We start from the raw sequence: 21,145 nt of genomic DNA on the forward strand, positions 1-21,145 counted from the left end.
GGTGGTCATGCGCCGCCGACTCACCGCCCTGGCCGTCTGCGCCGCGGTGGTCCTCGCCGCGGCGTGCGGTGGCGACGCCGTCGCCTTGCCGCCCCCGCCGCCGCCCATGCACCCGGTGCCGGGCGCGGCCGGCGCCGGCGACCCGTACTACCCCGACGACGGCAACGGTGGTTACGACGCCCTCGGCTACCAGGTCGACGTGAAGTACGACCCGCCGAGCGGGCACCTCGACGGCGACACCACGGTGACCGCGAAGGCCACCCAGGACCTGAGCCGGTTCGACCTCGACCTGCGCGGACTGGACGTGCACAGCGTCGAGGTCGACGGCAAGCCGGCGAAGTTCAGCCGGGAGAAGGCGTTCGAGCTGGTCGTCACCCCGCCGGAACCGATCCGGGCCGGGACGACGTTCCGCACGCGGGTCCGCTACGGCGGCGACCCGGCCAAGACCCCGCACGACGGCGGCAGCGAGAACGGCTGGAAGCACTCGGCCGACGGCGGCGCGTACATGGTCGGCGAGCCGCACTCGGCGGCGTTCTGGTACCCGGCGAACGAAACCCCGCGCGACAAGGCCACCTTCACGCTCACCGCGCACGTCCCGGCGGGCTGGACGGTGCTCTCGAACGGCCGCGAGGGCCCGCCCGGCACCTGGACCGAGGTCACCCCGGTGGCGAGCTACCTGACGACGATCGCGATCGGCAAGTTCGAGGTCGACAGGTCGACCTTGCCGGACGGCACCCCGGTGGTCTCGGCGTACGCGCCGGGCGTCGAAGCCCGCCGCGCGGTCGGCGACCGCCTGCCGGAGGTGCTCGGCTTCCTGACCGGCCAGTTCGGCCCGTACCCGCAGTCGGCGGCGGGCGGGATCTTCCTGAACGAGGATGTCCCGTTCTCGCTCGAGACGCAGACCCGGCCGACGTACGCGAAGTGGGCCGACCTGCCGACGCTGGTGCACGAGAACGCCCACCAGTGGTTCGGCGACTCGGTCTCGGTGCGCAACTGGTCCGACGTCTGCCTGAACGAGTGCTTCGCGTCGTACTCGCAGTGGCTGTGGGCCGAGCGCGAGGGCCAGACCCTGGACGACCGCTACCGCGCGGCGATCGAGATCACCCGCGGCAGCACGGACTTCTGGGCGCAGAAGCTGGTGGAAATGGGCCAGGGCCACGAGTTCGAAGGCGTCTACAACAAGGGCATCCTGGCGCTGCACGCCCTGCGCCGCGAAATCGGCGACCCGGCGTTCGCCAAGCTGCTGCACGAGTGGCCGGCCCGCTACCGCCACGGCAACGCAACCTGGTCCGACTTCGAAGCGATGGCGACCCGGATCGGCGGCAAGAACCTGCGGCCGTTCTTCGACACCTGGTTCCGCGGCACGAAGCTCCCCGCGGACGCCGACCTGTTCCCCGGCTCACTGCGCAGCTGAGCTGCCCAGCAGCGACCGCGTCAGCGCGCTCCGGGCGTCCTGCATCTCCCGCAACGCCGTCGTCAGCTCCGCGTCCCCGACCACGACGTCCTCCTCCGGCCGCGCACCCAGCGCCAGCAGCGACGCCCGGCGCAACAGCTCCTTCGCGAACGACGCCGTCATCCCCGCCGTCGCCTCGACGACCGGGGCCAGGTCCGCCGTCAGCTTCAGACCGCGCGCGTACAACCGCAGCAGCGCTTCACGCCCGGCCGCGTCCGGCAACGGGATCTCCACCGCGAGGTCGACGCGGCCCGGGCGGTCCGCGAGGGCCTTCTCCAGCTCGCTCGCGCGGTTGGTGGTGAGCAGGAACGTGACGTCGGCGTCGCCGCCCACGCCGTCCATCGCGTCGAGCAGGGTGAACAGCAGGGGCTGGACCATCGGCCCGTAGCTGCGGTCCTGCGCGATCAGGTCGACGTCCTCCAGCACGACCACGCTCGGCTGCAGTCGCCGCGCCAGCTCCGCGGCCTTGCCCACGAGCTTCATCGCCGTGCCGGTCAGGATGATCACCGTGGTGTCCGGCAGGCGGCCCATCAGGTAGCGGACCGTGTGCGTCTTGCCCGTGCCGGGCAGGCCGTGCAGCAGCAGCCCGCGCTTGAGGTGCTGCCCCGCCGCCAGCAGCCGCTCGCCGTGCTGCGCGATGCCGATCGTGTGCCGCTCGATCGCGTCGAGCACGCCGTCCGGCAGCACGACCTCCTCGCCGGTCAACGCCGGCCGCGGGAGGAACGTGAGCAGCTCGTTGCCGCGGTGCTCACTGGTGCCGAAGGCCAGCACCTGGCCGCGCAGGAGGTCGCGCTCGGCCATCAGGCGCTCGACGCGGTCGCGCACTTCGGTGGCGGTCGCCCGCGAAGTCGCCAGGACCTCCAGCCGGCACTGCTCGAGTCCCCACTGCGGGTTGGCGCCACGGATCGCGAGCAGCACCGGCTCGCCACCCGGGGCGTGCGTGCCGACCAGCCCGAGCTGCACCGCCTCGGTCGCGGCGTCGGGGCCGATCGCCGTGGTCGTGTAGTCCACCGAGCCGAGCTCGTACATCCCCTGCCTGCGCGCGGTGGCGAGCATCCCGATCAGGTCTTCGTGCGTGCGCTGCCCGCCCGCGATGCCGAACCAGCCCACGGCCGTGCCGTGTTCGGCGAGGTAGGCGTCGACGCCGCACTGGATGTTGGCGTGCTCCCACATCGGCCAGTTGCGGGTGACGACCACCACCTCCGGCAACGGCGCGCCCAGGTGGCCGGTCACCCGCTCGATCAGTTCGCTGCCCCCGCCGCCCGCGACCTCGTCGGCCGCGGCGCGGACGATCCGGGCGAGATCGGTGGCGAGGTCGCGCTCGGTGCTCCCCATACCACCAACAGTGGCACGGATCACACCCGGCAGCCAACTAGGGTGGGAGACATGAGTGTCGTGAAGATCAACGCGATCGAGGTCCCCGAGGGCGCGGGCCCCGAACTGGAGAAGCGGTTCGCCGCGCGCATGCACTCCGTCGACGAGCAGCCGGGCTTCCTCGGCTTCGAGCTGCTGCGGCCGGTTTCCGGCGAGACGCGCTACTTCGTGTACACGAAGTGGGAGACCGAGGAGCACTACCAGGCGTGGGCGAAGGGCGGCCCGGCCGCGGCGGCGCACGCGGGCGAGCGGGCCAAGCCCGTGTCCACCGGCGCGAACCTGCTGGAGTTCGAGGTCGTCCTCGGTTCGCAGCCGGGTGAGTGAGCTCGCCGCAAAGCTCCTGGACGGCGCCGGCGCGCTCCTGATCTGCGCCGGCGCCGGCATGGGCGTCGACTCCGGGCTGCCGGACTTCCGCGGCGGCGAAGGGTTCTGGCGCGCGTACCCGCCGTATGCCCGGCTCGGGCTGCGGTTCGAGGAGCTCGCCGACCCACGGCACTTCGCCGGCGACCCGGAGCTGGCCTGGGGCTTCTACGGGCACCGGCTGGAGCTCTACCGCAAGACCGTGCCGCACGAGGGCTTCCGGCTGCTGCGCGAGTTCGGCTCGGCCCTGCCCCACGGCGTCCGGGTGTTCACGTCCAATGTGGACGGCCAGTTCCAGGCGGCGGGCTTCGAGCCCGTCGCCGAGGCGCACGGCTCCATCCACCACCTGCAGTGCCTCGCCGGGTGCACGGACGACATCTGGCCCGCCACCGGGGAAGTCGTGGTCGACGAGGAGACCATGCGTGCGGTGCCGCCGCTCCCGTTGTGCCCCCGCTGCGGCGGCCTCGCCCGGCCCAACATCCTCATGTTCGGCGACTTCTCCTGGGTCCCTGACCGCAGCCAGGCGCAGCTGGACGAGCTGACGGCGTGGCGCCGGACCGCCCGGGACCTCGTGGTGGTGGAACTGGGCGCGGGCCAGGCCGTCCCGACGGTCCGCCGCTACGCCGAACTGGCCAGCGCGGCGACCGGCGCGCTCATCCGCGTCAACCCGAGGGAATCCGGGATCCGGCACGACCGTGGCGTGTCGATCGCGGCGGGAGCGCTGGAAACGCTGACACGGCTCCTGCCGCGCTGATCACGGCAGCCGGACCTCGGCGAACACCGCCCGGTGATCACTGCCGTTGACGTCGAACACGCGGTAGTCCAGCACGGCCGCGCGGTTGTCCACCGCCACGTGGTCGATCGTCACCACCGGCAGCGACGACGGCCACGTCGGGGTCAGCCCTTCGCCGCGCTCCTCCGCCGCGTCGCGGTAGCCGCGGGCCAGCACCGTGCGGTAGGCCGCGTGGTCCAGGGTCGCGTTGAAGTCGCCGGCCAGGATGCGCAGGCCGTGCTCGCCCGCCGGCTGCGAGAGGTCCTTGATCTGGCGCTCCCACCCCCGCGAGTCGACGTCCGGGGAGATCGGGTGGACGGCGACGATCTCGGCCACGACGCCGTCGCCCAGGTCGGCCTCCGCGCCCGGCTGCTTGGCCGCCGAGTCACCGGTCAGGTTGACCTCCTTCAGCGGGAAACGGGAGACGATCCCCGAGCCGAACGCGCCGGGCGCCGGGTGCAGCACCCGGTGCGGCAGCAGGTCGAACAGCCCGGCCGCGGTCAGCCGGCTGACCGCGGCCGGCGTCATCTCGACCAGGTTCAGCACGTCGATCCGCTGCTCGCGCACCAGGTCGACGACGGCCTTAGGGTCCGCCCGGCCGTAGAGCAGGTTCGAAGCGAGGACGCGCAGGGTCTTGCCGTGCACGTCACGCTGTTCGCTCGCCGACGCCCGCGGGAGGACGAGGACGGCCAGCGCGAGCGCCAGCACCAGCGCGACCCCGCCGGTCCACCACCGCCGCAACGCCAGGGAGAGGCCGCCGAGGAGCAGTCCCGCGGCCGCCGCGTACGGCGTCAGCGACAACGCCACGAGCGTGTACCAGCCGCCGTCGAAGCCGACCAGGCGCAGCGCCGCCAGCAGCGCCAATGGCACCACCGGCAGCACCAGCAGGGCCGTGACCAGCGGGTACTTCCGCCGCGACCGCGTCTCTTCCGCAACCACCATGCTGCCGAGTATGCCCAGACCGGCGCCGGGCGGCCCGGGCGCCGACAACTCCTCCACAAGATCTCCACCAGGGCCTGCCAGCCGCTGCCAGCGCGCTGTGCGCGGCCTGCCAGCGCGGCCGTCCACTGTGATCCCAGGAGCGACGAGTGAAGGAGGACGCCCATGTCGCACGCGATCCAGGCCGAGGGCCTGGTCAAACACTTCGGGGACACCAAGGCGCTGGACGGGGTGGACCTCGAGGTCCCGTTCGGCCAGGTCGTGGGGGTGCTCGGGCCGAACGGCGCCGGCAAGACGACCGCCGTCCGGATCCTCGCGACCCTGATGAAACCGGACGCCGGCAGAGCCACGGTCGGCGGCTACGACGTGGTCGCCGACCCGGTCCGGGTCCGCAGCCTGATCGGGCTGACCGGGCAGTACGCGTCGGTCGACGAGGACCTCAACGGCATCGAGAACCTCGTCCTCATCGGACGGCTGTACGGCAACTCCCGCGCCGACTCGAAGAAACGGGCCACCGAGCTGATCGAGCGGTTCGAGCTGACCAAGGCGGCCAAGCGGCCGATCCGGACCTACTCGGGCGGCATGCGGCGCCGGCTGGACCTGGCCGCCAGCCTCGTCGGCCGGCCCGAGGTGCTCTACCTCGACGAGCCGACCACCGGGCTCGACCCGCACGCTCGCAACGAGGTCTGGGACGTCGTCCGCGGCCTCGTCGCCGAGGGCGCGACGGTGCTGCTGACCACGCAGTACCTGGAGGAGGCCGACCAGCTGGCCGACAAGATCACCGTGTTCGACCACGGCCGGGTCGTCGCCGACGGCCGCGCCGACGAGCTGAAGCGCCGCGTCGGCGGGCAGACGCTGCAGGTCCGGCCGACCCAGCTGTCCGACATGGACGCCGTCAACCGGATCCTCGGCGACCTCTCCGGGGTCCGGCCGACCCGCGATGACGCCTCCGGGCTGCTCACCGCGCCGGTCAACGACCCGGTGCTGCTGTCCACCCTGGTCCGCAAGCTCGACGAAGCCGGGATCACCGCGGACGAGCTGGCGCTGCGGCTGCCCAGCCTCGACGAGGTGTTCCTCGCCCTCACCGGGCACACCGCCGAACAGTCCGTTGAGGACAAGACCCTCGAAGGGAGCCTGGCATGACGACGCTGGCCCTCGACCGCCCGGCCCCGCCGCGGCACATCAGCCCCGGCAAGGGGCTCCAGCACGCGCTTTCGCTCGCGTGGCGCGGCATCCTGAAGATCCGCAAGAACCCCGAACAGCTCGCCGACGTCACCCTGATGCCGATCATCTTCCTGGTGATGTTCGTGTACCTGTTCGGCGGCGCGCTGTCCGGCTCGACCGACGCCTACCTGCAGATGGTCGTGCCCGGCATCATCGTGATGAACATCCTGCAGGCGTGCCTCACCGTCGGGACGAACCTCAACACCGACGTCACCAAGGGCGTGTTCGACCGGTTCCGGAGCATGCCGATCGCCCGCTCGGCACCGCTGATCGGTGCCGTGCTCGCCGACGTCGTGCGGTACGTGGTGTGCCTGACCGTGCTGATGGTCGTGGCGACGATCATGGGCTACCGGATCGCGACCAGCCCCGGCGAGTTCGCCGTGGCGATCCTGCTCGCGCTGGCGTTCGGGCTGTGCTTCTGCTGGGGTTCGGTGTTCGTCGGCATGGTGATGAAGTCGCCGGGCTCGGCGCAGGCGCTGATGTTCGTCTTCATCATGCCGCTGACCTTCGGCAGCAACGTGTTCGTGCAGACGTCCACCATGCCGGGCTGGCTGCGGGCGTGGGCGGACATCAGCCCGGTGAGCCTGATGGCGAACGCCCTGCGCGGCCTGATGAACGGCGGTCCGGTGGCCGGCCCGCTGGCCGGGGCGCTGGCCTGGATGGCCGGTGCGGTGATCGTGTTCTTCCCGCTGGCCACCTGGGCCTACCGCCGGCGGGTCTGAGAGGCGCCGACGCACGGGGGTGGGTCGCGCCAGGGGAAGCCGGAGGGGACGTTCGCGGGGGCGGACGTCCCCTCCGGCACGTCCACGGTCAGGCCGGGCCGAGCTCGGCCAGCAGCCAGGCGATCGTGTCCTTTTTGGACACCCGGCACGCTTCCCCGTAGCGGGCGTCGTAGTCCGGGAGCGCCGCGCGCAGGGCGTCGATGAGCGCCCGGACCTCGGGACTGCCGAGGTCGAGCCGCCCGCGGATGACGGCGGACGCGGCGAGCACCCGGGTCGCCGTCTCGGGACGGCCCTGGCGTTCGCGGATCATCGCCAGCAGCTCGACCACCCCGGCCATGTCCGGCATGTCGCCGCGCCGGCCCGTCGCCCGGATCGCGATGGCCGCGTGCCAATCGGCCTCGTCCGGGCGGCCCTGGGCCAGCAGGATCCGCGCTTCGAAGGCGTGGATGAACTCGTCGCCGATGCCGCCGGGGAACCAGTCGTCGCCGCCCATCGCGGCGAGGCGGTCGAGCAGCGCCCGCGCTTCGGCCAGCCGGTCCGTGCGCAGCAGCAGCTCGAGCCGGCCGAACATCAGGATGGCCCGGTGCTGCAGGTTCGTGATGCCTTCGCCGTAGCGCTCCGCCGCCTCCTGATCGCGCCAGGCACCCTCGAAGTCCCCGGTGCGCGCCCGCTCGACGGCCAGCCGCCACCAGTGCTGCACGGCGTCCTCGTACGACCGCAGCTCCATCGACAGGGCCAGGCCCTGCTGGTAGATCTCGATGGCTTTGGCGCTGTCGCCGTTCTGCGACAGCGCGTACGCCTTGAAGCTCAGCGTCATCGCGATGCCCCAGCGGTCGCCGACCGCCTCGAACCCGGCGTGGGCCAGGTCGCGTGCCCGGTCGGCCCCCTCGACGTCACCCTCGTCGTCGAGCAGGAAGCTCTCCACCCAGTGCCCGCCGGCGCGGGTCCACGGGTCCGGGTGCCGTTCGGCCCGGTGCACCTCGCGGAGGGCGACCTCGCGATCACCGCCGAGGAAGGCCAGCATCGGCAGGGCCACCGCGAGCCCCGGGTAGCGGTCGACCGCGCCGGTGCGCACGCAGTCGTCGACCAGCCGCATGATCCCGGCCGGGTCCGACCGCATCGGGATCTCGTCCATGAGGTGGACGAGCACCCGGTAGGCGGCCATCACCTCGGCGGGCAGCCGGTCGCCGAACTCGAGGGTCTCGTGGATCAGGCTGCCCGCCCGGCCGCCCTGGCCGAGAATGGTGAAGTACCAGATCATCCCGTCCAGCAGGGCGACCGAGTTGTCCACATCGGACATCTCGATCGCGCCGCGCAGGGCGGCGATCATGTTCGCGCTCTCGGCTTCGAACGCGTCGATCGCCTCCAGCTGCGCGCCGGTGCGCAGCGTCGGCTCCAGCCGCTGGGCGAACTCGGCGTAGTAGGACGCCATCGCCCGGCGCGTCCGGTCGTGCTCTCCCGACTCCACCAGCCGCTCGGTGGCGTACGCGCGCAGCGTCTCGAGCATCCGGTACCGCGGCTCGCCGTTCCCGGCGTCCACCGTGTCCACTATGGACTTCTCGACCAGGCTGCCGAGCACGTACGGCACGTCGCCCGTGGGGAGCCGCCCGTCGGCGCAGACGGCCTCGATCACCCCGAGCTCGGCGCCGCCGGTGAACACCGCGAACCGCCGGGCCAGCACGAGTTCGGGCTCGGCCAGCAGTTCCCAGCTCCACTCGACGACCGCGCGCAGCGTCCGCTGCCGCGGCAGGGCCGTCCGGCTGCCCGAGGTGAGCAGCCGGAACCGGTCGCCGAGGCGGCCGGCGATCTGGGCCACGGTCATCGACCGCAGCCGCGCCGCGGCCAGCTCCAGCGCCAGCGGCATCCCGTCGAGGCGGCGGCAGATCTCCCCGACTTGGTCCACAGTGGACTCGTCGAGCACGAAGTCGGGCCGCACCGCGGCGGCCCGGTCGAGGAACAGCCGGGTCGAGTCGAGCTCGGCGGCCTCCGCGGGCGCGGCGCGTTCCGCGGGCACCGGCAGCGGGCCGAGCGGGCAGAGCGCCTCCCCGGTGATGGCCAGCGGCTCGCGGCTGGTGGCCAGGATCCGCAGCCGCGGCGCCCGGTGCAGCAGCTCGTCGGCCAGCCGCGCGGCGGCGTCGACGACGTGCTCGCAGTTGTCCAACACCAGCAGGGCTTCCTCGCCGCCGAGCACCTCGACGGCCTGCGCCACGGGATCCGGCGGCCGCCGGTGGACCTCGGCCTCGGTGCGGATCTCGCGGACCTCGAGCGCGCCCAGCAGCGCACCGGCGACGTCGTCGGGGTCGCGGACGCCGGCCAGCGCGGCGAACCAGACGCGGCCCCGCTGGTGCGCGGGGTGCCGCGACGCCGCCTCGGTGGCGAGCCGGGTCTTGCCCGCCCCGCCCGGCCCGGTCAGGGTGACCAGCCGGGCGCCGCCGAGGAGCTCGGCCAGCAGCTTGAGCTCGTCGTCGCGGCCGACGAACGTGGTCAGCCGGGTCGGCAGCCGGTCGGCCACCGGCGACGGCGGCGCGAACTCGCCGCGCAGCGCGGCGACGTGGATCTCCTGCAGCTCGGCCGAGGGGTCGACGCCGAGCTGGTCGGCCAGCGTGCGGCGGAGCCCGGCGTAGACGGCCAGCGCTTCCGGCTGCCGCCCGGCCGCGCACAGCGCGCGGATCCGCAGCCCGGCGAGCCGTTCGCGCAGCGGGTCGGCGTCGGCCGCCGCGGTCAGGTCGGCCAGGACCGCGGCGTGCTCGCCCAGCCGGATCAGGGCTTCGAACCGGTCATCGGCCGCCTCGGCCCGCAGCTCGGTGAGCCGCCGCGCGGGCGCCGACGCGAACGGCGCGTCGAGGACGTCGGCGAGGGCGGCGCCCTGCCACAGCGCGAGGGCCTCGGTGAGCAGGTCGGCGGCGCGGGCGTCGCGGCCCGCGGTCAGCTCGCGGCGGCCCTCGGCGGCGAGCCGTTCGAACCGCTCGGCGTCGACGTCAGCCGCCGCCACCGCGAGCCGGTACCCGCCCGGCCCGGATTCGACGGCCACCGGCAGCACCTTCCGCAGCCGGGAGACCAGCGACTGCAGGGCGTTGGCCGCGTCGGCCGGTGGTCCGGTGCCCCAAAGGCCGTCGACGAGCGCGTCGGCCGGGACCGCGCGCCCGGCGTCCAGCGCGAGCCGGGCCAGGAGCATGCGGAGGCGGGCGCCGCCGATGTCGATCGGCGTGCCGTCGTCTTCCGCCGCCCGCAGCGGGCCCAGCAGCGCAACGCGCATGTGTCCAGCTTTCCAGACGGCGGCGCCGCGCCGGGGCGGGCCGACGGAAGTGCTGATTATCCGGACAAATACGACGCGATCCGCCGGATCACCCGATCGTGGCGATACGTTGCGGACGACGTCCACCGACACGAACAGGAGCGTTCATGAGGGGACAGAAACCGGCCGTGGTGGCGGTTGCCGTGGCCGCCAGTCTCTGCCTCGGCACCGGCGTCGCCGCCGCCGGCGAGGGCTGGGGCACGGCGCAGCCCGGCAGCGATGGCGCCGGCGACAGCTACTACCCGCAGGACGGCAACGGCGGCTACGACGTCGCCGACTACAACCTCAAGGTCGGCTACGACCCGGCGTCGCACCAGCTCACCGGGAACCAGGACATCACCGCGCGGGCGACGCAGTCGCTCAGCTCGTTCGACCTGGACTTCAAGGGCCTGACCGTCGACTCGGTGAAGGTCGACGGCCGGGACGCGAAGTTCAGCCGGACCGGGGACCACGAGCTGGTCATCACGCCGTCGCGCGCGCTGTGGCGGGGCCAGCACTTCAAGGTGAAGATCGCTTACCACGGCGTGCCCGCGCCGATCGACGACCCGGCGCTCGGCAACAACGGCTGGCAGTTCGCCCAGGCGGGCGGCGCGTTCGCCGCCGGCGAGCCGAAGTCGGCCACCACCTGGTACCCGGTCAACGACACCCCGCTCGACAAGGCCACGTTCCACCTGGCCATCACCGTGCCCGACGAGTGGGGCGTGATCGCCAACGGCCGCGAGAAGCCGTCGTTCAAGGCGCCGGGCGGCACCACGCACGTCTGGGCCGAAGAGACGCCGATCGTGCCGTACATGACGACGGTCGCGATCGACAAGTGGACCTTCGACCGCCAGAAGCGCAAGGACGGCACCCCGATCGTCAGCGCGTTCGCCCCCGGCGTCCCCGACTCGACGAAGCAGGCCGAGGCGCGGCTGCCGGAGATCCTCGACTTCCTCGAGTCGAAGTTCGGCAAGTACCCGATCGACGCCGCGGGCGGCATCTTCCTCAACGAGCAGATCGGCTTCTCGCTGGAGACGATGAGCCGGCCGATCTACTCTGCGGGCTGGGCCGGCACGGTGCCGACGATCGTCCACGAGAACGCCCACCAGTGGTACGGCGACTCGGTCGCGGTCGCGCACTGGCGCGACGTCTGCCTCAACGAGTGCTTCGCCTCCTACGCCACCTGGCTGTGGGACGAGGCGAAGGAAGGCGTCGACCTGAACAAGCAGTACGCCGACGACGTCAAGAAGGCGTCCCCGGCGTTCTGGAACGGCAAGCTGTACGACATGGGCCAAGGCCGGGAGTTCACGTACGTGTACTCGAAGGGCCCGGTGATGCTGCACGCGCTGCGCAACTACATCGGGCAGCCGGCGTTCGACTGGGTCCTGAAGACCTGGCCGTCGCTGCACCGCGACGGGAACGCGAGCATGCAGGAGTTCCAGCGGTTCACCGAATTCGCCGCGCACCGGAGCCTCCAGGGCTTCTTCGACGCGTGGGTGTACGGCACCGGCAAGCCGGCCGACCAGTACCTCTACCCGGGTGGGCTCAAGCCCGCCGCCTGATCCGCGATCGTCGTCGAGGCCACCCTGCGGACGTAGGGTGGCCTCGACGCTTTTCGTTCGGGGAGGATGGCATGGCCAGGGTGCTGATGACGGGCTTCGCGCCGTTCGGCGGCGAGCCGGTCAACCCGTCGTGGCAGGCGGTTTCGCTGGTGGGCGCCCGCCGTGACGACGTCGCGGCGGTCGAGCTGCCCTGCGAATTCGCGGCGTCGCTGCCCGCGCTGCGGCGGGCGCTGGAGGAGCACCGGCCGTCGCTGGTGGTCTGCGCCGGCCAGGCGGGCGGCCGGTCCGAGGTGACCCCGGAGCGGGTGGCCATCAACCTGATCGACGCCCGCATCCCGGACAACGCGGGCGCCCGGCCGGTGGACGCCCCGGTCGTCGCGGAGGGCCCGGCGGCGTACTTCACGACGTTGCCGGTGAAGGCGTGCGTAGCGGCGATCCGCGCGGCGGGCGTACCGGCGTCGGTCTCCCACACCGCCGGGACGTACGTGTGCAACCAGGTGTTCTACGGGTTGATGCACTTGCTGGCCACGGAGTTCCCGGGCGTGCGCGGCGGGTTCGTGCACGTCCCGTTCAGCCCGGAGCAGGTCGCGGCCGCGGGCGGGGCCGAGCCGTCGCTGAGCGTGGACCGGATCGCCGACGCGCTGGAAGCCTTGGCGGACACGGCGTTGCGGGTCACCGAGGACCTGGCGGTCAGCGCGGGCGCGGAGCATTGACGCGCGGCCGGGACGTCTGGGCCAGACCCGGGGCGGTGCTGACCGTCGGCGTCACGGCCCTGCTGACCGGCGCGGGCATCGGCGCGTTCGCGCACGCGGTCAGCTCTTACCTGAACCAGTCCTGCGCGACCGAGAGGGCGAGCTACCCGGAAAGCATGTGCGGGCTGGGCGTGATCTTCTGGGTCCCGGCGCTCGTCGTGGTCACCGCGCTGTTCGCCGGGTTCGTGATGTGGCCGGTGCTGTCGCTGGGCGGCATCGAGCCACGGCGCCGGGTGCTCACCGGGGCGTTCCTCCTGCCGGTCGTCCTCGTCGAGCCGTACGGCGCGGTCGCGTCGGTCCACGGCCCGCCGGTCCTGGTCACGTCGCTCGCGTTCGGGATCGTGCAGGCGTGGATCGCCTTCGCCGCCGGTGCGCGGTTGACCCACAGCTAACCGCCGCGGCCGGTGAGCTCGACGAACGCCGCCGGGCCCGGGACGTTGTGGTGAACCGTCAGGTCCGCGACCCGGTCGCCGCTCTTGGCCGGGGTGAAGCTGACGACCAGCGTGCACCGGCGGCCCGGGGCCACCTCGTGGCCGACGCACCCGCTCGCGTCCACCGCGAAGTCCGTGCTGTCCACCTCGATCCCGCTGACCCGCAGCGCGCTCGCGCCGACGCTGCGGACCGCCACCACGCAGGTCGTCGTCGTGTGCACGGGTGTCGCGCCGCAGGTGACCGACTCCGGGACGATGACCCGCGCTTCGGCGGCCGCTTCCGGCACACCGGGGAACGTCGCCGGGCGCCCCCGGACGAGGTCGAGCACGGTCACCCCGGTCACCGTCAGGACGAGCGCGCCCGTCGCCAGCAGCACGATCGCGATCGCCTTGACACCGCGGGCGCTGCCGTCCTTCGCGGTGAACCCGCCCGCCGCCAGGACCGTGACCACCAGCGTGGAGATCAGCGTCGCGTCCGGGCCGGCCCCGATCGCCGCCGGGACGAGCGTGCCGAGCAGCGATGCCGCGACCGTGACCGCGAATCCCGTCCAGGAGAAGCGTTTTGCCTCGCGCAACCGGCTCCGCACGGTCGGTGCGCGAGGTTCCGTGACTGTGCTCATGCAGGGAGGAGCGCCGAGCCTGCCCGCCACGGACGACATTCGCCCGTTCGGCGGTACAGCGGGCCACTCGTGATCTGGGGCACACCACCCGCAAACGCCCCTGCCGGCCGATCGAACGGTGTTTACATGTCCGGACGCGCAGCCCGAAGAAGAGGTGAGTGATGATCGGATTCGAGACCGACCTGCAGGACCTGCGGGACTCGGCCGGAGCCCTCCAGGACGCGGCCGTCGCCGCGGAAACCGCGTCGGGCGGCCTGCGCGGCACCGACGTCCCCGTCTCGTCCGGTGGCGGTGGCTTCTTCGGCGGCATCGCCGGGATGCTCCCCGCGGCCAACGCCTTCGGCCGCACGCTGGGCATGCCCGCCGTCGCGGCGGCCTACGACGACCACCTGGCGAAGATCCAGAAACTGGTCGCGCAGCTGCACCAGACCACCGCGGACACCAGCCACGCGCTGATGCGGGTCGCCGAGCTGTACGAACAGGCCGACGAGGACTCTAAGCGGCACGTCAACCGCGCGGCCGCGGGCCTGGAAGGGAACTGACGACGTGGACGGCTACTTCGACACCGGCCTCGACGCCGAACCGATGTCCAGCGGCGAAGACCGCCGCGCCGAACTCCTCGAGGGTGTGTCCGAGGACCTGAAGGACGGCGCGAACGACGCACTGGACGCCCTCGAAGTCCTGCGGATGACCGAGATCTGGCTGTTCGGGTTCGACGACTCCAGCGAGCAGTTCCGCAAGATGCAGGACCAGATCGCCGACGTCTACCGGGAGTTCTCCGACGCCGACATCGACCACGAGTCGACCTCGGGTCTCCAGAGCCTGATCATGAAGCACGACGCCGTCTGGAAGCAGCTGCAGCGCGACTCGAGGCCGAAGCTCGACGACGCCCGGCAGTTCCTCGACGTCTGGCGCGGGTCGGCCGCGAACGCGGTCAAGGCCTACCTCAACCAGCTGGCCGACGCCTTCACCGAGGTCGAAACCAAGATCACCGTGCTGGAGAGCGACGTCGTGGCGGCACGTGAAGCCATCGCGTCGGCCCGCCAGGACCTGAGCAACCTCGGCACCACGTTCCTGGAGACGGCGAAGAAGTACCAGGAAGACCAGTCCCGCAAGCGCGAAGCCGCCATGTCGAAGGTGCTCGCGGCCACGTTCGCGGGCGCGGTCGCCGGCCTGCTCACCGTGGCCAGCGCCGGCGTCGCCGCCCCGGCGGGCGCGGCGATCTTCACCGCGGCCAACGGCGCGCTGGTGGCCGGCAACGCCGCCGGCGGCGCGATCAGCGCGATGGTGGCGAACCAGGCGGAGATCACCGGCGACAACGCGTTCGACCTGCACCAGAGCTTCCTCGACAGCGCGGGCAAGATCCGCGACGGGGCCGGCGAGGCGGCCCAGACGCTGGCGAACCGCATCGGCGACGAAGCCGTCGACCTGCCGAAGATACCCGACCCGCCGGACGTCAGCCCGGGCTCGAGCTTCGACCCGGACAACTTCGAGACCGACCACACTTCGCGGCAGACCGAGAAGAACGTCCGCGACCGGAACGTGGACATCGCCCCCGACGGCCGGGTCTCGCAGGACAACGGCCACCTGGAGCGGCTGGATGGCTGACCGTCCGGCGAAACCGGATCGTGAAACCCTGCTGGCCGAGCTCGACGCGCTGTCGGCGACGGCGACGTCCGCCGACGGCGCGGTTTCGCTGTCGGTCAACACCGACGGCGTGCTGACCCGGCTGCGGCTCACCGACGCCGTCTCGGGGATGTCGCCGTCGGAGATCGCGGACGCCGTCCTGCGCACGTACGTCGAGGCCCAGCGCGAGTCGGCGAAGCGGACCGGGCAGCTGCTGGCGCCGCTGGGCACCGGCGGCTACCTGATGGACCGGCTGCGCTGGCGGGTGCAGTTCGAGCCGGTCCCGGTTCCGGTGGCCGCCCCGGCTGCTGCGCCTGCGCCTGCGCCGGCCGCGGACTCCGGCGCCAAGGTGCTGAAGGACCGGTCTTCGGACACCGCCGCCGCCGCACCGCCGTCCGGGCCGGTGCCCGACGACGACTGGTACGCCGGCGGTATGCGGTTCGACAAGGCCTGGTGAATCAGGCCGGCTTGATCTCGCGGGTGAAGAAGGCCACGAGGTCGGCGGTGCGGCGCGCGTCGAGCGAGGTGTAGAGCCCGGCCACCCGGCGGTCGTCCGGGCCGAAGAGCACGATCCCGGAGAAGCTGCCGACCCCGGCGATGTACCGGCCGTGCAGCCCGCCGCCGTCCCAGCTGCCCTCCACGACGTTGCGGCCGCCGACCTGCAGCTTCGCGCTCGCCTCGACCTCGGCGACGGTGACGCCCTGGTAGTAGCTGACCACGCTGCCCTTGCCGAACCCGCAGGTGACCGCGGCTTGGGCGTGCACCAGCTTGCCCACGGAGTCGGCGGCCTGACAGGTCGTCCGGTCCGGGACGGTACCGGCCAGCGAGCGCAGGCAGGGGGTGAACCCGGCCCGGTCGCGCTGAGCCGTCGTCGTGCAGTCCACTGTAGACTGCGCTGATTCGCTCTTCGTGGCGAAGAGGACGACGGTCACCGTGATCGCGACGACGACGAGCACCGCGATCCCGACGAGCAGCTTGGTTCGCTTGCGTGGCACCGGTTGTGGCTGCTGCTGTTGCGGCGGCGGCGCGTAGTGCGGCGGCCGGGCGGCCTGCTGCTGCCACGGTTGCGGCCGCGGCGGCACCACGGGCGGGCGGACCGGCGCGAACGCGGGCACGGTGAGGTCCGTGGTGGTGCCCAGCGGAACGTGGTGGAGCCCGAACGCGACGGCCGTCTCGGGCTGGTCCTGCGTGGTCGGCGCGACGCCGAGCTGCCGGCCGAGCAGGCTGACCAGCAGCGGCATCCGGCTCGGCCCGCCGACGAGGTAGACCCCGGCGAGCTGCGCTGGCGTGAGGCCGGCGCGGCGGATCGTGGCGGCGAGCAGCTCGGCGCTGCGCAGCAGGCTGGGCCGCACGAGCGCTTCGAGCTCGTCCCGGCTGACGAGGACGTCCCCGAACGGCTCGGCCATCGGCACGTGGGTTTGCGCGTGCCGTGAGAGGCTTTCCTTGGCGTCACGGACATCCTGCAGCAACGCGCGGCGCGTGCGGCGGTCGGCGGTGGTCTGCGGCCGCAGGAGGCGTTGCCACTGCGCCGGATCGGTGTGCGAGACCGAGCGTCCGATGTGGACGAGCAGGGCCTGGTCGATGTCGAGGCTGCCGAGATCGGGCAGGCCGTCCTCGGCGAGCACGGTGAAGCCCTGCCGGGTGACTCCGACGACAGCGCAGTCGAAGGTGCCGGCCCCGAGGTCGTAAACGCCGATGGGGCCGCCGGTCCGGCTCCCCAGGCTGGCGTAGTGGGCGGCGGCGGCCACCGGCTCGGGGATCAGCCGGACGTCGGCGAACCGGGCCTTCGCGGCGGCGGCCCGGAGGACGTCCTGCCGGACGGCACCCCAGCCGGCGGGGTGCGAAATCCGGGTTTGCGCTGGCGGGCGGCCGAGCTGCCGTTCGGCTTCCTCGCCCATCCGGCGCAGGACGGCGGCGAAGGCGTCGGTGATCGGTATTTCGTGGTCACCGAGCCGCAGCCGGCCTTCGTCGATGCGCCGCTTGGGGTTGGGTTCGAACCGGCTGGGATCGAGCCGGGCTCGCCGTTCGGCATCCTGGCCGACCACGAGCAGGCCGTCGTCGTTGACGTAGACGGCGGAGGGCATGGTGACGGACCCGTCGACTTCGATGGCCCGCGGCCCCCGGCCGAAGGCGGAGAGGACACCGACGGTGCTGGAAGTCCCGAAGTCGATCGACAGCACGTCCACGCGGATTCCCCCTCCCAAGGTCCGCGGCATCGTCTCACGGGCCCGGACAGCCGGAAGGGCGGCTCCCCGAACCGGGGAACCGCCCTCCTGGCGTCCTACGCGGCGATCACTCGCCTTCGGCTTCGCCGCCCTGCTCTTCGTGGCCCGCGCCGATGCTGACCGGCGGGGCGTCCGGGATCGACGACGGCCGGCGCTCACCGCGGAAGGTGAACTTCGCCTGGTCGTCCTTGTCCTCCGGGTTGCCGCTCCAGCCCTCGACGTCGACCAGGATGATCTGGCCCGGCTCGACCTCGCCGAAGAGGATCTTCTCCGACAGCTGGTCCTCGATCTCGCGCTGGATCGTGCGGCGCAGCGGCCGCGCACCCAGCACGGGGTCGAAGCCGCGCTTGGCCAGCAGCGACTTGGCCTTCGCCGTGAGCTCCAGCTCCATGTCCTTGGCCTTGAGCTGCTTCTCCACGCGGCCGATCATCAGGTCGACCATCATGATGATCTGTTCCTGCGTCAGCTGGTGGAACACGATGATGTCATCGATCCGGTTCAGGAACTCCGGGCGGAAATGCTTCTTCATTTCCTCGTTGACCTTCTGCTTCATCTTCTCGTACCGGGTGCCGGTGTCGTTGGACCCGGCGAACCCGAGCGAGACGGACTTCGAGATGTCCGACGTGCCCAGGTTGGACGTGAAGATGAGGACCGTGTTCTTGAAGTCGACCGTGCGGCCCTGACCGTCGGTCAGGCGGCCGTCTTCCAGCACCTGCAGGAGCGTGTTGTAGATCTCCTGGTGCGCCTTCTCGATCTCGTCGAACAGGACCACCGAGAACGGCTTGCGCCGCACCTTCTCGGTCAGCTGGCCGCCCTCTTCGTAGCCGACGTAGCCCGGAGGGGCACCGAAGAGCCGCGAAGCGGTGTAGCGGTCGTGGAACTCGCCCATGTCGATCTGGATGAGCGCGTCGTCCTCGCCGAACAGGAACGAGGCCAGCGCCTTGGACAGCTCGGTCTTACCGACACCGGACGGGCCGGCGAAGATGAACGAGCCGGACGGGCGCTTCGGGTCCTTCAAACCGGCCCGCGTACGGCGGATCGCCTGCGAGACGGCCTTGACCGCGTCCTCCTGGCCGATGATGCGCTTGTGGAGCTCGTCCTCCATGCGCAGCAGCCGGGTGGTCTCCTCCTCGGTCAGCTTGAACACCGGGATGCCGGTCCAGTTGGCCAGCACCTCCGCGATCTGCTCGTCGTCGACCTCGGCGACGACGTCGAGGTCGCCGTCCTTCCACTGCTTCTCCCGCTCGCCCTTCTGGCCGAGGAGGGTCTTCTCCTCGTCACGCAGGCGGGCGGCCCGCTCGAAGTCCTGCGCGTCGATCGCGGACTCCTTGTCGCGGCGGACGTTCGCGATCTTCTCGTCGAACTCGCGCAGGTCCGGCGGCGCGGTCATCCGGCGGATGCGCATCCGGGCGCCGGCCTCGTCGATCAGGTCGATCGCCTTGTCCGGGAGGAACCGGTCGTTGATGTACCGGTCCGCCAGGGTCGCGGCGGCGACCAGCGCGGAGTCGGTGATCGAGACGCGGTGGTGCGCCTCGTACCGGTCACGCAGGCCCTTGAGGATCTCGATGGTGTGCTCCAGCGACGGCTCGCCGACCTGGATCGGCTGGAACCGGCGCTCGAGGGCGGCGTCCTTCTCGATGTACTTGCGGTACTCCTCGAGCGTGGTCGCGCCGATCGTCTGCAGCTCACCGCGGGCGAGCATCGGCTTCAGGATCGAAGCCGCGTCGATCGCACCCTCGGCGGCACCCGCCCCGACCAGCGTGTGCAGCTCGTCGATGAACAGGATGATGTCGCCGCGGGTCTTGATCTCCTTGAGCACCTTCTTCAGGCGCTCTTCGAAGTCACCGCGGTAGCGGGAGCCGGCGACCAGGGAGCCCAGGTCCAGCGTGTAGAGCTGCTTGTCCTTGAGCGTCTCGGGCACCTCGCCCTTGACGATGCTCTGCGCGAGGCCCTCGACGACGGCGGTCTTGCCGACGCCGGGCTCGCCGATGAGCACCGGGTTGTTCTTGGTCCGGCGGGACAGCACCTGCATGACCCGCTCGATCTCCTTGCCGCGCCCGATGACCGGGTCGAGCTTGCCCTCGCGGGCGAGCACGGTCATGTTGCGGCCGAACTGGTCGAGGACCAGCGACGACGACGGGGTGCCCTCACCGCGGCCGGAACCGGTTTCGGTGGACTCCTTGCCGCCCTGGTAGCCCGAGAGCAGCTGCAGCACCTGCTGGCGGACCCGGTTGAGGTCCGCTCCCAGCTTGACCAGAACCTGCGCGGCGACGCCCTCGCCCTCGCGGATCAGGCCGAGCAGGATGTGCTCGGTGCCGATGTAGTTGTGGCCGAGCTGCAGCGCTTCGCGCAGCGACAGCTCCAGCACCTTCTTGGCGCGCGGCGTGAACGGGATGTGCCCGCTCGGCGCCTGCTGGCCCTGGCCGATGATCTCTTCGACCTGCTGGCGCACGCCCTCCAGGGCGATGCCCAGCGACTCCAGCGCCTTGGCGGCGACACCCTCACCCTCGTGGATCAGACCCAGGAGGATGTGCTCGGTGCCGATGTAGTTGTGGTTGAGCATCCTGGCCTCTTCTTGAGCCAGGACGACCACCCGCCTCGCGCGGTCGGTGAACCTCTCAAACATGTGCACTCCCTCGACTGCTGCGCCGGCGGCCCGTTTCCATCGTGCTTTCACCGCGATGGATTCAGCACCGTGAGACCACTCTAGTAGCCAAGCCGTCGCGCTGGCGTGCCACTACGGCTCTCGGCGGTCGTTTCCGCACCCGGACGTGGTGTCTCCCGGGTGCTCCCATCATCAGGTTGCCCTGCACCTTTACGTCAAGCCCAACGTGCGAACGGCCACGCGGATTCCGCCATCCGCGCCCTGTCCGCTCACCGCGAACAGTCCGCAAGCTGGGAGTGCCCCACCCGATTGGCGCAGCTTCCGGAAGACTGTAAGGTTAGGCACGCCTAATCCACTACGGCACCCGAGGAGGGCCGCGGTTGAGCCAGCAGCGGTCCTTCCGTGACGCACGCGAGGTCGGCGACGGCCTCGCGTCGTCGTTGCGGCGGGTCTCCGGCCTGCAGGAACGCTCCGAACTGCGGCGTGACGTCCCGGCGGGCTGGATCCGCTGTTCGGAGCTGCTGGAGACACCCGGGTACTTCGACGAGTGGCGCGGCCTGCTGGGCGACTGGCTGCTGCGCGAGCACGACGCGACACCGTCGCGGACCACGGCCAGCTGGGTGCTGACCTGGTACCTGCACGTCCCGGCGTACGTCGGCGCGCTGTTGTGGCACCACGAGCGCCGGGTGCCGTCGCTGAAGCCGGCCGAGCTGGCGTTCCGCCTGGCCGACGACCGGCCGCACCCCGACGGCATGGCGGTGCTGGGTGACGCGTTCCACTGCCTCCCGACCGACCCGGGCTCGGCCCGCCCGGAGGCCACCGTGGTCCGCGACGAACGCGCGCTGGCGGCCGTCCTCCGGGCGCGTTACCTGGCTCACGCGGCCCAGTTCGTCCGGGCGTACGCACCGCTCAGCAGGCTGGGCCGCCGGACGCTGTGGGCGGCGGCGACGGACGCGCTGGAGAACTCGCTGTGGTGGGCGGGCCGCCAGGGCGGGACCCCGGAGGCCGAGGGCGCGGGCGTGGCGGACGCGGCACTGGTGCTCGACGCCCGGTACCCGCCGCTGACCTCGGCGTCGACGTTGCGCCTGCAGGAGGGCCCGGACGGCCACCGCGAGTGGACGCGGCGGCGGGAGAGCTGCTGTTTTTCGTACCTGCTGCCCTCGGCCACGGAGTGCGACGGCTGCCCGCGCACCTGCCCCCGGTGAC

At 71.9% G+C, this 21,145-nt stretch carries 18 protein-coding genes; 12 read left to right on the forward strand and 6 right to left on the reverse strand.

What is annotated here, in order from left to right:
• The first annotated feature begins 7 nt into the window (after nucleotides 1-7).
• Entirely contained in the window at nucleotides 8-1,414 is a 1,407-nt protein-coding gene (locus tag QRY02_RS34280) for a M1 family metallopeptidase (RefSeq protein ID WP_285986937.1), read from the forward strand.
• Here QRY02_RS34280 and QRY02_RS34285 read toward each other — a convergent pair.
• Nucleotides 1,400-2,788: an AAA family ATPase gene (locus tag QRY02_RS34285; protein WP_285986938.1), complete on the reverse strand. Its 1,389-nt coding sequence runs from the start codon at nucleotides 2,786-2,788 to the stop codon at nucleotides 1,400-1,402. The two genes, QRY02_RS34280 and QRY02_RS34285, sit on opposite strands and share 15 nt — an antisense overlap.
• A gap of 51 nt (nucleotides 2,789-2,839) precedes the next feature.
• Between QRY02_RS34285 and QRY02_RS34290 the strand changes: the two genes are divergently transcribed.
• Nucleotides 2,840-3,151, forward strand: coding sequence for an antibiotic biosynthesis monooxygenase family protein (locus QRY02_RS34290; RefSeq protein ID WP_285986939.1), 312 nt, complete (start codon nucleotides 2,840-2,842; stop codon nucleotides 3,149-3,151).
• Nucleotides 3,144-3,941 carry an SIR2 family NAD-dependent protein deacylase gene (locus QRY02_RS34295; protein ID WP_285986940.1) on the forward strand — a complete coding sequence of 266 codons (798 nt, stop codon included), beginning with the start codon at nucleotides 3,144-3,146 and terminating at the stop codon, nucleotides 3,939-3,941. The genes QRY02_RS34290 and QRY02_RS34295 overlap by 8 nt, the downstream gene beginning before the upstream one ends.
• Here the strand turns inward: QRY02_RS34295 and QRY02_RS34300 are convergent, their stop codons facing one another.
• Nucleotides 3,942-4,958 (reverse strand): endonuclease/exonuclease/phosphatase family protein, encoded by a 1,017-nt coding sequence (locus QRY02_RS34300; protein WP_285986941.1) that lies wholly within the window; start codon nucleotides 4,956-4,958, stop codon nucleotides 3,942-3,944.
• Nucleotides 4,959-5,063: 105 nt separating this feature from the next.
• Between QRY02_RS34300 and QRY02_RS34305 the strand changes: the two genes are divergently transcribed.
• Both QRY02_RS34305 and QRY02_RS34310 read left to right on the forward strand, forming a co-directional pair.
• Nucleotides 5,064-6,041 carry an ATP-binding cassette domain-containing protein gene (locus QRY02_RS34305; protein WP_285986942.1) on the forward strand — a complete coding sequence of 326 codons (978 nt, stop codon included), beginning with the start codon at nucleotides 5,064-5,066 and terminating at the stop codon, nucleotides 6,039-6,041.
• Nucleotides 6,038-6,844, forward strand: coding sequence for an ABC transporter permease (locus QRY02_RS34310; RefSeq protein WP_285986943.1), 807 nt, complete (start codon nucleotides 6,038-6,040; stop codon nucleotides 6,842-6,844). Before QRY02_RS34305 ends, QRY02_RS34310 begins: the two co-directional genes overlap by 4 nt.
• A gap of 88 nt (nucleotides 6,845-6,932) precedes the next feature.
• Here the strand turns inward: QRY02_RS34310 and QRY02_RS34315 are convergent, their stop codons facing one another.
• Entirely contained in the window at nucleotides 6,933-10,100 is a 3,168-nt protein-coding gene (locus tag QRY02_RS34315; protein WP_285986944.1) for an AfsR/SARP family transcriptional regulator, read from the reverse strand.
• Between the two features lie 146 nt (nucleotides 10,101-10,246).
• Between QRY02_RS34315 and QRY02_RS34320 the strand changes: the two genes are divergently transcribed.
• From QRY02_RS34320 to QRY02_RS34330, 3 genes are all read left to right on the forward strand, one after another.
• Nucleotides 10,247-11,680 (forward strand): M1 family metallopeptidase, encoded by a 1,434-nt coding sequence (locus QRY02_RS34320; protein ID WP_285986945.1) that lies wholly within the window; start codon nucleotides 10,247-10,249, stop codon nucleotides 11,678-11,680.
• A gap of 71 nt (nucleotides 11,681-11,751) precedes the next feature.
• A complete protein-coding gene (gene pcp, locus QRY02_RS34325) occupies nucleotides 11,752-12,393 on the forward strand; it encodes a pyroglutamyl-peptidase I (protein WP_285986946.1) in 642 nt (213 codons plus the stop codon).
• Nucleotides 12,390-12,824, forward strand: coding sequence for a hypothetical protein (locus QRY02_RS34330; RefSeq protein ID WP_285986947.1), 435 nt, complete (start codon nucleotides 12,390-12,392; stop codon nucleotides 12,822-12,824). Before pcp ends, QRY02_RS34330 begins: the two co-directional genes overlap by 4 nt.
• Here QRY02_RS34330 and QRY02_RS34335 read toward each other — a convergent pair.
• Nucleotides 12,821-13,483: an Ig-like domain-containing protein gene (locus QRY02_RS34335; RefSeq protein ID WP_285986948.1), complete on the reverse strand. Its 663-nt coding sequence runs from the start codon at nucleotides 13,481-13,483 to the stop codon at nucleotides 12,821-12,823. The genes QRY02_RS34330 and QRY02_RS34335 overlap by 4 nt on opposite strands.
• Nucleotides 13,484-13,644: 161 nt before the next feature.
• On the opposite strand from QRY02_RS34335, the gene QRY02_RS34340 reads away from it, so the two are divergent.
• From QRY02_RS34340 to QRY02_RS34350, 3 genes are read left to right on the forward strand one after another with little or no spacing between them, the layout of a single operon-like run.
• Nucleotides 13,645-14,025 (forward strand): hypothetical protein, encoded by a 381-nt coding sequence (locus QRY02_RS34340; protein ID WP_285986949.1) that lies wholly within the window; start codon nucleotides 13,645-13,647, stop codon nucleotides 14,023-14,025.
• Nucleotides 14,026-14,029: 4 nt separating this feature from the next.
• Nucleotides 14,030-15,091, forward strand: coding sequence for a hypothetical protein (locus QRY02_RS34345; RefSeq protein WP_285986950.1), 1,062 nt, complete (start codon nucleotides 14,030-14,032; stop codon nucleotides 15,089-15,091).
• Complete coding sequence (locus QRY02_RS34350) at nucleotides 15,084-15,566, forward strand: YbaB/EbfC family nucleoid-associated protein (RefSeq protein WP_285986951.1); 483 nt, start codon at nucleotides 15,084-15,086, stop codon at nucleotides 15,564-15,566. Before QRY02_RS34345 ends, QRY02_RS34350 begins: the two co-directional genes overlap by 8 nt.
• A 1-nt stretch (nucleotide 15,567) precedes the next feature.
• On the opposite strand, the gene QRY02_RS34355 is transcribed toward QRY02_RS34350, so the two are convergent.
• A complete protein-coding gene (locus QRY02_RS34355) occupies nucleotides 15,568-17,295 on the reverse strand; it encodes an Hsp70 family protein (protein ID WP_285986952.1) in 1,728 nt (575 codons plus the stop codon).
• A 106-nt stretch (nucleotides 17,296-17,401) separates the two neighbouring features.
• Entirely contained in the window at nucleotides 17,402-19,960 is a 2,559-nt protein-coding gene (locus QRY02_RS34360) for an ATP-dependent Clp protease ATP-binding subunit (protein WP_285986953.1), read from the reverse strand.
• A 359-nt stretch (nucleotides 19,961-20,319) separates the two neighbouring features.
• On the opposite strand from QRY02_RS34360, the gene QRY02_RS34365 reads away from it, so the two are divergent.
• A complete protein-coding gene (locus QRY02_RS34365; RefSeq protein WP_285986954.1) occupies nucleotides 20,320-21,144 on the forward strand; it encodes a (2Fe-2S)-binding protein in 825 nt (274 codons plus the stop codon).
• Nucleotide 21,145: the final 1 nt, after the last annotated feature.

The sequence above is a fragment of the Amycolatopsis sp. DG1A-15b genome (assembly GCF_030285645.1).
GTDB lineage: Bacteria > Actinomycetota > Actinomycetes > Mycobacteriales > Pseudonocardiaceae > Amycolatopsis.